This window comes from Sulfuriferula nivalis (assembly GCF_009937995.1).
Lineage (GTDB): Bacteria > Pseudomonadota > Gammaproteobacteria > Burkholderiales > Sulfuriferulaceae > Sulfuriferula > Sulfuriferula nivalis.
On the sequence record NZ_AP021881.1, the window covers coordinates 1211545 to 1225651 of the forward strand.

Sequence of the window (14107 nt, forward strand, 5' to 3'; positions counted from 1 at the left end):
CATGCCATCATAATTTAATGAAACCCTATTAGGAACAACATGAGCACACTTACTATTGCTACACATGCCTTTACTGACCAAAAGCCGGGAACATCAGGTTTACGTAAAAAAGTCAGCGTATTTCAACAGCCGCATTATTTAGAAAATTTCGTTCAGGCGATTTTTGATAGTATTGATGCACCTAAAGGGGCGACATTGGTTTTGGGTGGCGATGGACGCTATTACAATCGCACCGCAATACAGATTATTTTGAAAATGGCTGCGGCAAATGGCTTTGGCAAAGTGTTGGTTGGGCAGGGTGGCATATTATCGACGCCTGCTGCCTCCTGCGTGATACGCAAATACAAAACCTTTGGTGGTATTATTTTATCTGCCAGCCATAACCCAGGTGGCGTTGATGGCGATTTCGGCATTAAATTCAATAGCAGTAATGGCGGCCCTGCAACTGAAACGGTGACCGATGCGATTTTTGCAGCAAGTAAAACGATCACCCAATATCAGTTGCTTGATGCACCTGATGTCGCATTGGATATTCAAGGTGTCAGTCAGCTGGGAGAGATGACCGTTGAGGTGATAGATTCGGTGAGTGACTATGCCGAGTTGATGGAGTCGTTATTTGATTTTTCTGCCATTCGGGAATTATTAGCAGGTGGGTTCCGTATTAAATTTGATGCGATGCACGCGGTGACTGGTCCTTATGCGACCGAAATATTGCAGCGTCGTCTTGGGGCATCAGCTGATAGTTTGATGAACGCTGTGCCGTTGGAAGATTTCGGCGGCGGTCATCCAGATCCTAATCTTACCTATGCACCTGATTTGGTGAAGATAATGTTTGCGGATGATGCGCCGGATTTTGGCGCCGCGTCGGATGGCGATGGTGATCGCAACATGATCTTGGGTAAGCGGTTTTTCGTTACACCATCAGACAGTTTGGCGTTACTTGCCGCAAATGCGACGCTGATACCTGCTTACAAGGCAGGCCTGGCAGGTGTTGCGCGCTCTATGCCGACCAGTGCTGCGGTGGATCGCGTTGCGCACGCTCTGAATATTCCTTGTTATGAAACACCAACAGGCTGGAAATTCTTTGGTAATTTAATGGATGCAGGCAAAGTTACCTTGTGCGGCGAAGAAAGTTTCGGTACGGGTTCCAATCACATACGTGAAAAAGATGGTTTATGGGCAGTGCTGTTCTGGCTAAATCTCATTGCGGCTCGTCGGCAGCCCGTTGCTGAAATTGTACGTGAACATTGGGCGAAATATGGGCGTAATGTATATTCGCGCTATGATTATGAAGCATTGCCCACTGCGGATGCTCAGGCAGTAATGCATCATGTGCAGGGAAATTTTGGCAGTTTGGTTGGCGCGACATTCGGTTCGTACACAGTGCAGCATTGTGACGATTTCAGCTACACCGACCCTGTTGATGGTAGCGTCAGCACAGGGCAGGGTATACGCGTCTTGTTCAGTGATGGTTCACGCATTATTGTGCGTTTGTCCGGCACAGGTACAGAAGGTGCAACCCTGCGTGTATATCTTGAAGCTTACGATGCTAATGTGGCTAATCATCATTTGGATGCACAACAGGCATTAGCAGAGTTGATACAGGTGGCGTTGCAAATCACTCAGTTAAAACAGCTAACTGGTCGTGAACAGCCGACGGTGATTACCTGATCAGGGTAGTTTGGCTTCCAGCATACGTAATTGACGCGCAGCTTCTTCTGCTAGCGCGTCATCAATTTCACGCATTACACTAGGTAAATCAACTGGCTTGTCGCTGGCAACAAAATTCCCCGTGAGTACGCTGCTTGGTAATAATTCGCCTTGCTCATACAAAGACCAGATTTCTTTGCCATACTGCGTTTGCAGTAATTCAGGTGCGAATTGTCCGAAATATTGGGTCAGGTTATTCACGTCACGCTCCAGCATGCTCTGGGCGTGATTGTTTCCTGCTGCATCGACCGCTTGTGGTAAATCAATAATGACCGGGCCGTGATCGCTGAGCAGGATGTTGTATTCCGACAAGTCCCCATGTATCACACCAGCACAGAGCATGAGTACCACTTGATGCAGCAGCATTTGAAAATATTCACGTGCCTGTTCAGGTGTTAGCTCAATATCATTCAGCCGTGGCGCAGCGTTGCCCTCTGCATCGGTGACCAGTTCCATCAGCAACACGCCTTCGTGGAAGTTGTAGGGTTTTGGCACACAAACCCCAGCTGCCGCGAGGCGATACAAAGCATCGACTTCAGCATTTTGCCAGGCTTCTTCTTGCGCCTCACGCCCGTAACGTGACCCCTTGGCCATTGCGCGCGCCATACGGCTGTTTTTTACTTTACGATTTTCGGTGTAATCGACGCTTTGGCGGAAACTGCGCTTATTCGCTTCTTTGTATACTTTGGCGCAACGGACTTCATCACCACAGCGCACGACAAAAACCATCGCCTCCTTGCCGCTCATCAACTGACGAATTACGTCATCGATCAAGCCGTCTTCAAGCAGGGGGATTAGTCTTTTTGGGATTTTCATTGGGGAAGTTTAGTCTATATCGTAAGTTGATGAGCAATACTCAGCTTAGTTATTTTAACTTAGAAAGAGCCGTTGAACGAATCCGCAGTTACAAATTGGCGGCCAATTAAACTTTACCGTATAATGTTGCTTTGCTCTGGAACAATAGCTATGCGCGTGATTCAAAAAGCACTGACCTTTGATGACGTTCTGCTCGTCCCCGCTCACTCCGATATTCTGCCCCGTGACGTGAGTTTACAAACTCGATTAACGCGCGACATCACATTAAATATTCCATTGCTGTCTGCCGCGATGGATACCGTTACTGAAGCCAAACTTGCCATTGCGCTAGCGCAAGAAGGTGGTATTGGTATCGTTCACAAAAACATGACAATAGAAATGCAGGCCGCCGAAGTAGCTCGGGTCAAGCGTTTTGAGTCAGGCGTAGTTAAAGATCCTATTACCGTTACACCCGATATGTCTGTACGTGATGTACAGGCGACGACACGTAAATATCGCATTTCTGGTCTGCCTGTAGTAACAGCTGATGGACAAATTGCCGGTATCGTAACCAATCGTGATTTGCGTTTTGAGACCAATTTAGATGTGCCGGTTAGCCAAATCATGACGCCGCGTGAGCGTTTGGTGACGGTGAAAGAAGGCGCTAGTCGTACTGAAGTCCTGAGCTTGTTGCATAAATATCGTATTGAACGTGTATTGGTCGTTAACGACGCATTTCAGTTGTGTGGTTTGATTACTGTTAAAGATATACAGAAATCATCAGAACATCCAAATGCTTGTAAAGACAGTCAAGGTCGTTTGCGCGTAGGCGCTGCAGTGGGTGTTGGTGCTGGTACTGAAGAACGAGTTGCAGCATTAGCGCACGCAGGTGTGGATGTGATCGTGGTGGATACCGCGCATGGACATTCCAAAGGTGTGTTGGACCGCGTGAAGTGGGTGAAAACTAATTTTCCGCATATACAAGTTATCGGCGGTAATATTGCTACAGCTGCTGCGGCATTGGCTCTGGTTGAACATGGCGCTGACGCAGTGAAAGTAGGGATAGGTCCTGGTTCTATTTGCACTACACGTATCGTTGCGGGTGTGGGCGTGCCACAAATTACTGCAATCCAGAATGTTGCTAATGCCTTGCGTAGTCTCGGCGTGCCGCTGATTGCTGACGGTGGCGTGCGTTATTCTGGTGACATCGCCAAGGCGATTGCTGCGGGTGCGAATACAGTGATGTTGGGTGGTCTTTTTGCTGGTACGGAAGAAGCGCCAGGTGAGATTGAGTTATATCAAGGCCGTTCATACAAATCCTATCGCGGTATGGGTTCTTTAGGTGCGATGCAAAAGGGTTCCAGTGACCGTTATTTCCAGGATAACGAAGCGGCTGACAAGTTTGTACCTGAGGGTATAGAAGGTCGTGTACCTTATAAAGGCAGCATGTTGGCAGTGATACATCAGTTGATGGGTGGTTTGCGCTCCAGCATGGGTTATCTGGGCTGTGCAACCATAGTTGATATGCAGGAGCGTGCTGAGTTTGTGGAGATTACCTCCGCAGGCGTGCGCGAGTCACACGTACATGACGTACAGATTACGAAAGAAGCGCCAAATTATCATTTAGATTAAGTTTTGGTTAGTTAGATTAAGACACAGCAGGTTTATGCCTGCTGTTTTTTTATATGGTGAAAGAATGGCACATCAGAAAATATTAATACTGGATTTCGGCTCGCAATACACTCAACTGATAGCGCGCCGTGTGCGTGAGGCGAATGTGTATTGTGAATTACATTCGTTTGATGTGGATGCTGAGTTTATCCGCGAATTTAATCCAGTGGGGATTATCCTGTCGGGCGGCCCAGCTTCCGTGACTGAAGATGAAACCCCGCGTGCGCCGCAGATCGTGTTTGAATTAGGCGTGCCTGTGTTGGGTATCTGCTACGGTATGCAGACCATGGCATCGCAGTTGGGTGGCACAGTGGAAAACGCGCTACATCGTGAATTTGGCTATGCAGAAGTACGGGCGCAAGGCCACTCGGCGTTGTTGCGTGATATACAAGATCGCGCGAATGAACAGGGTCATGGTTTGTTAGATGTATGGATGAGCCATGGCGATAAAGTGACTGCACTGCCAGAAGGTTTCAAAGTAATAGCCAGCAATGCCGCGACAGCGATTGCAGGGATGGCAGATGAAGCCCGTCGGTTTTATGCTTTGCAATTCCACCCGGAAGTTACTCACAGCAAACAGGGTAAAGCGATTATTTCGCGTTTTGTTCATGAGATTTGCGGCGCAGCGGCGGATTGGACTATGCCTAACTATGTAGACGAAGCCGTTGCACGTGTGCGTGAACAAGTTGGCAACGACGAAGTGATACTGGGATTGTCGGGCGGTGTGGATTCTTCCGTAGTTGCAGCACTATTGCACAAGGCGATAGGTACACAATTGACCTGTGTGTTTGTTGACAATGGCCTGTTGCGCTTAAATGAAGCGGAGCAGGTGATGGACACATTTGCGCGCAATCTGGGCGTTAAAGTTATTCATGTCGACGCCAGTGCTGAATTTATGAAACATCTGGGTGGTGTGACTGACCCCGAGCAAAAGCGCAAAATTATCGGACGTGAATTCGTCGAAGTGTTCCAGCGTGAATCAGCAAAATTGCCTAATGCAAAATGGTTGGCACAAGGCACGATTTATCCTGATGTGATTGAATCGGCTGGTGCAAAAACCAAGAAAGCTCACGCGATCAAGTCGCATCATAATGTGGGCGGTTTACCCGATACCTTGCATTTGAAACTGTTAGAGCCACTGCGTGAATTGTTCAAGGATGAAGTCCGTGAACTGGGCGTGGCATTAGGCTTGCCGCATGAGATGGTCTATCGTCATCCGTTCCCAGGTCCTGGCTTGGGTGTGCGTATACTGGGTGAAGTGAAAGCAGAATTCGCTGATTTATTGCGTCGTGCAGATGCGATTTTCATAGAAGAATTGCGTGCAAGTGGCTGGTATGAAAAGACTTCTCAGGCATTCGCTGTGTTCTTGCCAGTGAAATCGGTTGGCGTAATGGGTGATGGGCGTACTTATGAATATGTAGTGGCGTTGCGTGCAATACAAACGCAAGATTTCATGACCGCGCATTGGGCTGAGTTGCCGTATAGCTTGTTGGGCAAAGTATCTAACCGTATTATCAATGAAGTGCGTGGTATCAATCGCGTTGTTTATGATATTTCAGGTAAACCACCTGCGACGATAGAGTGGGAATAATATAGCCTTCACTCGTGTGGCAAAGTAAAAAAAACCCATTGCTAGTCAATGGGTTTTTTATGTGCTGCTGTGGTTCTCTCAGAAATAAGTTCCATTAAAGTTTGTCCTGCGCGTTTATCCATTTCAATTAAAAATTCGTGCTGTACATTTTGTTACATTTCACAAAATGAGCAAGTTGAACTTTTGGCGCTCTCACTTTTCTATCTGATGTAGCAAAAATAATAATTGTGGAAAGGAATCATCAATGGATGTCGTCACTCAGCCTGCTGACACAATCTTGTCAGCATTCTATGCACTACGTGCCTATCTTAATGAACAAATACTCGGTCAGGAAAATCTTGTAGAGCGCTTATTGGTTGCACTGTTGGCAGATGGTCACTTGCTGGTTGAAGGGCCGCCTGGACTGGCTAAAACACGAGCGATCAAAGCCTTGGCGCAAGGCATAGAGGCCGACTTCCAGCGTGTGCAGTTTACGCCGGACTTATTACCTTCTGATTTGACTGGATCCGATATTTACCGTCCTGAGCAAGGCAGTTTTCATTTTCAGGCAGGACCACTGTTCCATAATTTGATACTGGTGGATGAGATCAATCGTGCACCAGCCAAGGTGCAGTCGGCATTGCTGGAAGCCATGGCAGAACATCAAATCAGCGTAGGTGCTGCAACTTATCCGCTGCCACGTATGTTTCTAGTGATGGCGACCCAGAATCCTATCGAGCATGAGGGAACTTATCCGCTACCTGAAGCGCAGCTGGACAGATTCATGCTACATACTTTGGTCGACTATCCTGATCGCGCTACCACTTTACGTATTATGGAATTGTCGCGGCGTGAGGCCAGAAAGGAGACTGAACTGACGCCTCCGCATATCGCATTGACGCAAGCGCAAGTCTTTGCTGCACGGCACGCGGTATTGGAAATTACCTTGGCAGATTCCGTTGCGGAATACATTGCAGCTTTGGTCGAAGCAACCCGTATCCCCAAACAATATAGTCCGAAATTAGCCGAGTGGTTGCGCTGGGGTGCGAGCCCACGTGCAGCTATTGCTATGGAGCGTTGTGCCCGAGCTCTGGCATGGCTGGATGGTCGTGATTATGTGACGCCAGAGGATGTTCAAGCCATTGCGCCTGATGTGTTAAGGCACCGTTTGTTGCTGAATTACACCGCACAGGCACACGGTGTTACGACCAATGAGTGCGTGCTGGAACTGTTGCGTCAGGTTCCTATGCCATGATACAGCCGGATCTCGTAGAACTGGTTGCATTACGAGGTGCCGCACATGATATCGCTTTGCATGCGCGTAAGCCGGTACTGGCGCGCTTGCAGGGTGCACATCGTAGTGCTCAGCGCGGCCGTGGCCTGGAGTTTGAAGAAGTCAGGTTGTATACCCCTGGTGATGATGCCAGAAACATCGATTGGCGGGTGACGGCCAGACGTGGGCAAGCGCATACCAAATTGTTTCGTGAAGAACGTGAACGTCCGGTGTGGATAGTTGCGGATCTGCACGTTGGTCTTTATTTTGGCAGCCGTTTGCAACTCAAGTCAGCGCTTTTGTTGCGTGCCGCAGCTATCCTGGCGTGGGTCGCAACGATGGATGGTGATCGGCTGGGTGCAGTTATTTCTGATGCAAACAATCAAGTGAGCATATTCCCACCACGTTCTCGTGAAGCAGGCGTGTTACCCGTGCTTGAAGGACTGGTCCAAGCACAGCCAAAACAGCCTGGTGAGGAGAGTTTTAATAATCTGAATAAATTGTTGACTACGTTAAAACCACTGCTACAACCAGGAAGTCTGGTTTTGGTGTTGTCTGATTTTAGTGCTTTGGATGATAACAGCGAGACATTGCTGGCAAATATTTCACTACATAATGATATTCGGTTGATAGGCTTAGTCGATCCACTTGAATACACAGGATTGCCGGATGGCAGTTACCGTGCTGGATTGCCGGGACGGCTTTGGTGGCTGGATGGCAATCGCACACGGCGGCTTTGGCAAGAAAAATGGGCTGCCCGAAAAAAGTATGTGGATGATATGGCAAATCGTTTGAATCTGCCTGTAATCCGTCTGGATACTGCCAACCCAGTGACGGAGGCGCTGCCACAATTGCTAAGAGAACCCTCATGGCAAATCTGAACGCGGAGTGGCTCAAACAACTGGCACCCGATCATGCGCCACCTCCTTCTGGCTGGTGGCCTCTGGCACCGGGTTGGTGGGTATTGTTGGTGCTATTGATCGCGATACTGGCAATCTGGATTTATCGTTATCGGCGTAAACCCAGTGTCCTTAGTCGAGCTGCATTGCGAGAACTTCAATTACTGGAAAGTAAAGGCGGCGATGATGCAAGTTTTTCGCGAGAACTGCAAAATCTACTGCGTCGATACGCGTTAGCGAAATATGGTCACGCCATAGTAGCCAATCTGAGTGGCAAGGAATGGCTGGCGTTTGTAATTGATCATGGTGGTAAAGCATTTGCTGGTGAGACCGGCGCAAGTTTTTTGCGCATTGCTTATGGTGGACAGGCGCAATCGGAGCGTGAGAGTTGGCTGAATGGCGCCAGAGCATTTTTGAGGTGGCGTAAATGATGCATATAGACTGGCCCTGGATGTTGCTGTTGTTGCCGTTGCCCTGGTTGATATCGCGCTGGGTACCTGCGGCGCAACCCATAGGCGATGCGGTTTTTTTGCCATTTGTCAGTGGTTTGAATGCAGACTCGCTTCCTGCTACACACAGCCCTTCACGTATATACAAGGCTTTGCTGGTATTGATTTGGGTATTACTGGTGCTGGCAGCAATCCGGCCACAGTGGCTGGGTGAGCCTGAACCAGTCCCCAGTACTGGACGACGCCTGTTGTTAGCTGTGGATGTTTCCGGCTCTATGGGGACGCAAGACATGGCGGGTGATGCGAGTCGTTTACAGGTTGTGCAGAAGGTTGCTGGCGATTTCATTCAACATCGTCGTGGCGATCAGGTGGGCCTCATATTGTTTGGTACACGTCCTTATTTGCAAGCGCCACTTACCAGTGATTTGCATACGGTAACTGAATTTCTTGATGAGACCATGATAGGTATAGCGGGGACACAAACTGCCATTGGTGATGCGATTGGGTTTGCGATTAAACGCTTGCGTGATGATACTCATAAAAACCAGCATAAAGGCGATACTGTATTGATACTGCTTACTGACGGCAGTAATGATGCGGGTATTATGCCGCCAATTGAGGCAGCTAAGATGGCGGCTGCCGAAAAACTGCGCATCTATACCATAGGTGTTGGTTCAGTTGCACAACCGGGTTTTTTCGGTACCGGTGGAAATAGCGATTTGGACGAAGACACACTCAAGCAGATTGCACAAATTACCGGCGGCGAGTATTTCCGCGCGGCCGATGCGAGTTCGCTGCAACAGGTGTATGAACGTATCGATCAGTTAGAACCCAGTGCCGCACGCCAGCAGTGGTATCGCCCTCGAGCAGAGTGGTTTCCGTGGCCGTTGGGTCTGGCTTTGTTCTTAAGTGTACCAGCAGTGTTATGGAGTCGAAGATGGCACTGATACAGCATTTCCAATTTTTGCGTCCGTTATGGTTGTTGCTGCTGCCGGTGTGGTGGGGATTAAGTATCTGGCTGGCACGCCGACACGCTACAGAAGGTGGCTGGTCACAACTGATAGACAGTGCGTTATTACCCAGCCTGCGATTGGCTGGGGGCGGTAAGCCTGCCGGTTCGCCATGGCCGTGGGTGGCAGTGGCCTGGACGCTGGCAACCGTGGCGCTGGCAGGACCGAGCTGGCAGCAGGTATCCTCTGCAGCGTTTCGTGGCAATAGTACCTGGCTGCTGGTGCTGGATTTGTCACCGTCGATGTTAGCGAAAGATGTAAGCCCCGATCGGGTCACCCGTGCCCGTTATGCGCTGGATGATCTGCTTGAAGCGGCTCAGGATACGCGAGTGGGATTAGTCGCGTTTAGCGACGAAGCCTATACGGTGACACCCATTACTGATGATGTGGCGACGATACGTACATTGTTGCCTTCACTGACGCCAGGGATTATGCCTAGCGCAGGTGACAATCTTGCACCAGCGCTAGAACAGGCAGGTAATTTGCTGAAACAGGGCGGGGTGAAAAACGCCCAGATCGTAGTGTTGACCGATGGCTTTAGCGATTCAACTGCCGCTTTCCCCATCGCGAAAAAACTTCAGTCACAAGGAATATCCATTAATGTTGTCGGTATTGGTACGCAAGCGGGTGCGCCGGTCAGTCAGCAAGCCGGTGGCTTTGCTCAAAACGGGCAAGGTGGGCTGCAACTTAACCGGCTGGATATTGCGCAATTGCAGCAACTGGCGACTACAGGTGGTGGCAGCTATGCAAATTTGGCGCAGTTGCCAGACCTGATTCAGGCACTGAAAAACCGGGCAGATCACAGCAAACTCGCTACTGAGAATAAGGAAATGCGACTCGAACACAGGCTGGATGGTGGTATCTGGTTGCTTCCATTGCTGTTGCTGGTCGCAGCATTGCTGGCACGGCGGGGTTGGTTATGAAACGTGTCCTGTTCTTAACTGTCGCGTTGTTGCTTGTAACTGAACAGGCTATGGCCAGCGAGTTGTGGGATAGTTTGTGGCTAAACGCTAATCAGCGTGCTGAAAAAATGCTCAGTCATGGAGATGCCGCTGGCGCTGCAAAATTTTATCAAGATTCGCGACATAAAGCTTATGCGCAACTGAAGGCGGGTGATTTTGCCAATGCTGCGCAAGGGTTTTCTCGATTTGATGATAGTGATGGTAACTACAACAGAGGCAATGCTCTGGCTCGGGCCGGCAAGCTGCAAGATGCCATTAAAGCCTATGATGCAGCATTGGCGCATGATCCAAAAAACAAGGATGCTAAACATAATCGCGATTTGCTTGAAAAACTCAAGCAGCAACAACCACCTCAGTCAAAAGACGGCAATAAGCAATCTGGTCAGTCAGATGGAAAGCAGGGCAAGCAACAGGACAACAATGCAAAAGGTTCAGGCGACAGGCAGGGTCAGAATAATTCATCCCAAAATGGGAAGGATCAGCAAGCTAAGTCGGCGCAGAGCAAGCCAGGGGGCGATGCAAAGCAATCAGCAGGTCAGCAACCATCACCGCAGAATCAGCCCGCTGATATAGCTAAATCAAATGCTCAGGCCAATTCGCAAGCCCAGCCGAATCAATCTCAGTCTAAGCAGGGGCAGGCTCAACCAGCTTCCTCAGCAAATCCGCAAAAGGCTGCTGATGACGCTGCTCAGGCACAACGGGATGCATCGGCAGCACTTGGTAAGTCATCAGATAAAAACACTGTGCCAGCGGCTGCTGATGTTCCCGGCAGCGAAAAACAGCTTGCTCAAGAGCAGTGGCTACGACAAATCCCTGATGATCCGAGTGGACTATTAAGACGTAAATTTTTGATTGAACATATGTTGCGACAACAAGGTGGACAACAATGAAGACCGCATACATTATTTTTATTTCATTGCTATTTTCCAGCATGAGCATGCCTGTTATGGCGGCTATTAATGCAAGTCTGGATCAGAATCAAATTGCACCTGGTGAATCTGTGCAGCTGACTTTGCAACATGACGGGCAGACTAATTCTCAGCCTGATCTTAGCCCGCTTAAACAGGATTTTGAGGTTGCCGGGCAAAGCTCGGGTAGCAGCGTGCAGATTATCAACGGCAAGGTCAATTCCAAGGTTGAGTTGATTCTGATGCTGATACCCAAGCATAGCGGCAAGTTGCAAATTCCTGCTTTATCTTGGGATGGGCAGCATACTCCTGTGCTTGATTTAACCGTGGTGGCAGGCGCTCCTGGACAGGCGGGTAATACCTCAGGCGCAGTAACCGCGCATCCCTTTATCACGACTAAACTGGATCAGCAGCAGCCCTACGTGCAGGCTGCGGCAACTTTGGTAATTAAGATTTATGTCGATCAGCCTTTGTTGCAGGCATCTTTGAATTTTCAGCCTGGCAACGATGTGTTGATCCAACAGCTGGGGGATGATCAGCAAAGTAGCGAGGTGTATAAAGGCAAGAATTATCAGGTTATCCAGCGTAAGTATTTATTATTCCCGCAACGTAGTGGTCAGATACGTCTGGATGGCCCTGTGTTGAACACACAGGTGCAAGTGCAGGACAATACCGTGTCTGCAAATGACCCGTTTTTTGGTAATAGTCCGTTCGGTGGCATGATGAGTGCGACTCGTCCGCTGCGAATTCAGGCAGATCCTGTTGTGCTTAATGTGCAACCTCGACCCGCCAACGGCAGTGCTCACGACTGGCTGCCAGCGCAAAACGTGACGCTGAATGAAACCTGGAAGCCGGATAGTGGCAAGATACACGCGGGTGAGCCAGTGACCTTGCATCTGCATTTGGGTGCAATCGGGTTAACTGCCGCACAATTGCCTGATCTGAGCCAGGCTATACAGCTTCCGCAAGGTTTACGTGCTTATCCAGATCAGGCCAAGTTAAATAACAGTGTGCAAAGTGACAGCGTTTTTGCCAGTCGAGATCAGGATATTGCCATTATCGCCAGTAGTGCCGGGCATTACCAAGTACCAGAGCTGCATCTGTACTGGTGGGATACCAGCAAGAATCAGCAAAAAGAGATAGTGTTGCCAGCCCATACGCTGGATGCGTTGCCTGGCGTCGTTACGTCATCAACAGGTGTCACGCCGCTTCCTCAAGGTGCCTCAAATAGTGATACTTCATCTTCAGCCAGCCTGAGTAGTCCGCGTGCTGGCAGTGTATTTGCTGGGGATTTCTGGAAATGGCTGAGTCTGTTGTTTGCCTGTATGTGGCTGGTGACGCTGATTATCTGGTGGCGTGTCAGGAAGAATCAATCCACCAGCAAGGCAGTAACGGTGAAAGAACCATTTATCCCGCCCGTATTGGCACCCCATGCCGAAAAATCACGACAGGCATTCCAGCAGGCATGTACTGAGAATGATAAACAAGCCGCCAGACAAAGTTTGTTGGATTGGGCGCGTGCGACATGGCCGCAAGATCCACCGGTTGGACTGCAAGCCTTATCCAGACGCTTGGATAATCCTGTCTCACAACAGTTGATTATGCAGCTGGACCGAGCCTGTTATGTCGATGAGAACTGGCAGGGTTCAGCATTGCGTGATGCATTAGAGCAATTAAATAATGGCGTTAATAAGGCTGCGCTGGCAGAGACCAAGCTACCGGGTCTTTACCCCAAATAATTGCTGGCTCATCTGGAGTAAATGACCAAAAGTCGTGTTTGCGGGGATTAAAGAAAATTCCCGCTACGTCGTCCAGCAGAATAGTCTGTCAGATTCTGTACAGTCGCGGCAGCGATTGCTTCCAGTGCTTCAATGGTGAAGAATGCCTGATGAGGAGTGAGTAACACATTAGGCAGAGTTAGCAGCTCTTTCAGTAAAGTATCTTCATATCCAGTTATTGAACAGTCTCGGAAAAACAAACAGGATTCATTTTCGTAAACATCTGCCCCGTAGGCAGCGAGATGTCCCTGCTTTAGCGCAGCTAATACAGCAGCCGTATCAACCACCGCACCTCGGCTGGTATTGATCAGGATAGTATCAGGATGGCAATTTTCCAACATGGCAGCATTGATGATGTGTCGAGTTTCAGGCAATAGCGGGCAGTGCAGGGAAATAATTCTGGCGCGTGCAATGCCATCAGCCAGCTCATCGATATACTCAATCTGAGGGATTCTATGCGCCACCGGCATGGCTGGATCGTATGCCAATACTACACAACCAAATCCTTGCATGATGCGTGTAAATGCCTGACCTATACGACCTGTGCCGACAACCAGTACAGTTTTGCCATGCAGATCGAAACCCCTTAAGCCTTGCAGTGAAAAGTTGCCATGTAGTACTCGCTGGTAAGCGTGAGGTATATGTCGATTCAAGGATAACAGCAGCGCAACTGCCTGTTCAGCTACGGCATAAGGTGAATAGGCCGGAATACGGGCAATCTGTATGCCCGCCTGATGTGCTGCAGCAAGATCGATGTTGTCGACGCCAGCTGCACGCTGGGCTATCAGTTTTACACCTGCGGCTGCCAATGCGTTGATGACCGCGGCAGATAAATCGTCACAAACGAAAGTTACTACCGCTTCAAACCCTTGCGCACGCTGGACTGTTTGCAAACTGAGCATATCGGATGTGGTTTCTATATCATGACCTGCCTTGGTCAGTGCAGGGATTAGCGTATCCAGATCATGCTGTGCGACGCCGGTAACAAGAATTTTCATATGCTGTACCTTTGGATGTGGAAAAATCAGTATTTCATCTCGAATTATAGTTACGCTCTGTGTATGTTATTCCACTATATTGTG

General features: G+C 49.2%; 12 protein-coding genes. 10 read left to right on the forward strand and 2 right to left on the reverse strand.

Annotated features, from left to right (window positions below; genetic code table 11):
• Nucleotides 1-39: 39 nt before the first annotated feature.
• On the forward strand, nucleotides 40-1671 hold the full coding sequence (locus tag SFSGTM_RS06285) for an alpha-D-glucose phosphate-specific phosphoglucomutase (protein ID WP_162084441.1): 1632 nt from the start codon (nucleotides 40-42) through the stop codon (nucleotides 1669-1671).
• On the opposite strand, the gene SFSGTM_RS06290 is transcribed toward SFSGTM_RS06285, so the two are convergent.
• Nucleotides 1672-2526: a PA4780 family RIO1-like protein kinase gene (locus SFSGTM_RS06290; RefSeq protein ID WP_162084442.1), complete on the reverse strand. Its 855-nt coding sequence runs from the start codon at nucleotides 2524-2526 to the stop codon at nucleotides 1672-1674. It lies immediately after the preceding gene.
• A 150-nt stretch (nucleotides 2527-2676) separates the two neighbouring features.
• Between SFSGTM_RS06290 and guaB the strand changes: the two genes are divergently transcribed.
• From guaB to SFSGTM_RS06335, 9 genes are all read left to right on the forward strand, one after another.
• The gene (gene guaB / locus SFSGTM_RS06295) at nucleotides 2677-4137 is read left to right on the forward strand and encodes an IMP dehydrogenase (protein ID WP_162084443.1); all 1461 of its coding nucleotides are present in this window, start codon (nucleotides 2677-2679) and stop codon (nucleotides 4135-4137) included.
• Between the two features lie 64 nt (nucleotides 4138-4201).
• Nucleotides 4202-5767, forward strand: coding sequence for a glutamine-hydrolyzing GMP synthase (guaA, locus tag SFSGTM_RS06300; RefSeq protein WP_162084444.1), 1566 nt, complete (start codon nucleotides 4202-4204; stop codon nucleotides 5765-5767).
• A 244-nt stretch (nucleotides 5768-6011) separates the two neighbouring features.
• Nucleotides 6012-7001: an AAA family ATPase gene (locus tag SFSGTM_RS06305; protein ID WP_174237400.1), complete on the forward strand. Its 990-nt coding sequence runs from the start codon at nucleotides 6012-6014 to the stop codon at nucleotides 6999-7001.
• Nucleotides 6998-7900 (forward strand): DUF58 domain-containing protein, encoded by a 903-nt coding sequence (locus tag SFSGTM_RS06310; protein ID WP_162084445.1) that lies wholly within the window; start codon nucleotides 6998-7000, stop codon nucleotides 7898-7900. Before SFSGTM_RS06305 ends, SFSGTM_RS06310 begins: the two co-directional genes overlap by 4 nt.
• A complete protein-coding gene (locus tag SFSGTM_RS06315; RefSeq protein WP_174237401.1) occupies nucleotides 7888-8349 on the forward strand; it encodes a DUF4381 domain-containing protein in 462 nt (153 codons plus the stop codon). Before SFSGTM_RS06310 ends, SFSGTM_RS06315 begins: the two co-directional genes overlap by 13 nt.
• Complete coding sequence (locus SFSGTM_RS06320) at nucleotides 8346-9314, forward strand: VWA domain-containing protein (protein WP_162084446.1); 969 nt, start codon at nucleotides 8346-8348, stop codon at nucleotides 9312-9314. Before SFSGTM_RS06315 ends, SFSGTM_RS06320 begins: the two co-directional genes overlap by 4 nt.
• The gene (locus tag SFSGTM_RS06325) at nucleotides 9305-10300 is read left to right on the forward strand and encodes a vWA domain-containing protein (RefSeq protein ID WP_162084447.1); all 996 of its coding nucleotides are present in this window, start codon (nucleotides 9305-9307) and stop codon (nucleotides 10298-10300) included. Before SFSGTM_RS06320 ends, SFSGTM_RS06325 begins: the two co-directional genes overlap by 10 nt.
• On the forward strand, nucleotides 10297-11229 hold the full coding sequence (locus SFSGTM_RS06330) for a tetratricopeptide repeat protein (RefSeq protein WP_162084448.1): 933 nt from the start codon (nucleotides 10297-10299) through the stop codon (nucleotides 11227-11229). The genes SFSGTM_RS06325 and SFSGTM_RS06330 overlap by 4 nt, the downstream gene beginning before the upstream one ends.
• On the forward strand, nucleotides 11226-12986 hold the full coding sequence (locus SFSGTM_RS06335; protein ID WP_162084449.1) for a BatD family protein: 1761 nt from the start codon (nucleotides 11226-11228) through the stop codon (nucleotides 12984-12986). Before SFSGTM_RS06330 ends, SFSGTM_RS06335 begins: the two co-directional genes overlap by 4 nt.
• A gap of 47 nt (nucleotides 12987-13033) precedes the next feature.
• Here SFSGTM_RS06335 and SFSGTM_RS06340 read toward each other — a convergent pair whose 3' ends face one another.
• The gene (locus SFSGTM_RS06340) at nucleotides 13034-14023 is read right to left on the reverse strand and encodes an NAD(P)-dependent oxidoreductase (protein WP_162084450.1); all 990 of its coding nucleotides are present in this window, start codon (nucleotides 14021-14023) and stop codon (nucleotides 13034-13036) included.
• Between the last annotated feature and the right edge of the window lie 84 nt (nucleotides 14024-14107).

Excerpts from the sequence above, each read along its gene's own strand:
- SFSGTM_RS06320 (WP_162084446.1), top strand. The coding sequence starts at position 8,346 with ATGATGCATATAGACTGGCCCTGGATGTTGCTGTTGTTGCCGTTGCCC.
- SFSGTM_RS06325 (WP_162084447.1), top strand. The coding sequence starts at position 9,305 with ATGGCACTGATACAGCATTTCCAATTTTTGCGTCCGTTATGGTTGTTG.
- guaB (WP_162084443.1), top strand. The coding sequence starts at position 2,677 with ATGCGCGTGATTCAAAAAGCACTGACCTTTGATGACGTTCTGCTCGTC.
- SFSGTM_RS06315 (WP_174237401.1), top strand. The coding sequence starts at position 7,888 with ATGGCAAATCTGAACGCGGAGTGGCTCAAACAACTGGCACCCGATCAT.
- SFSGTM_RS06330 (WP_162084448.1), top strand. The coding sequence starts at position 10,297 with ATGAAACGTGTCCTGTTCTTAACTGTCGCGTTGTTGCTTGTAACTGAA.
- SFSGTM_RS06335 (WP_162084449.1), top strand. The coding sequence starts at position 11,226 with ATGAAGACCGCATACATTATTTTTATTTCATTGCTATTTTCCAGCATG.
- SFSGTM_RS06285 (WP_162084441.1), top strand. The coding sequence starts at position 40 with ATGAGCACACTTACTATTGCTACACATGCCTTTACTGACCAAAAGCCG.
- SFSGTM_RS06340 (WP_162084450.1), bottom strand. The coding sequence starts at position 14,023 with ATGAAAATTCTTGTTACCGGCGTCGCACAGCATGATCTGGATACGCTA.
- SFSGTM_RS06290 (WP_162084442.1), bottom strand. The coding sequence starts at position 2,526 with ATGAAAATCCCAAAAAGACTAATCCCCCTGCTTGAAGACGGCTTGATC.
- SFSGTM_RS06305 (WP_174237400.1), top strand. The coding sequence starts at position 6,012 with ATGGATGTCGTCACTCAGCCTGCTGACACAATCTTGTCAGCATTCTAT.
- SFSGTM_RS06310 (WP_162084445.1), top strand. The coding sequence starts at position 6,998 with ATGATACAGCCGGATCTCGTAGAACTGGTTGCATTACGAGGTGCCGCA.
- guaA (WP_162084444.1), top strand. The coding sequence starts at position 4,202 with ATGGCACATCAGAAAATATTAATACTGGATTTCGGCTCGCAATACACT.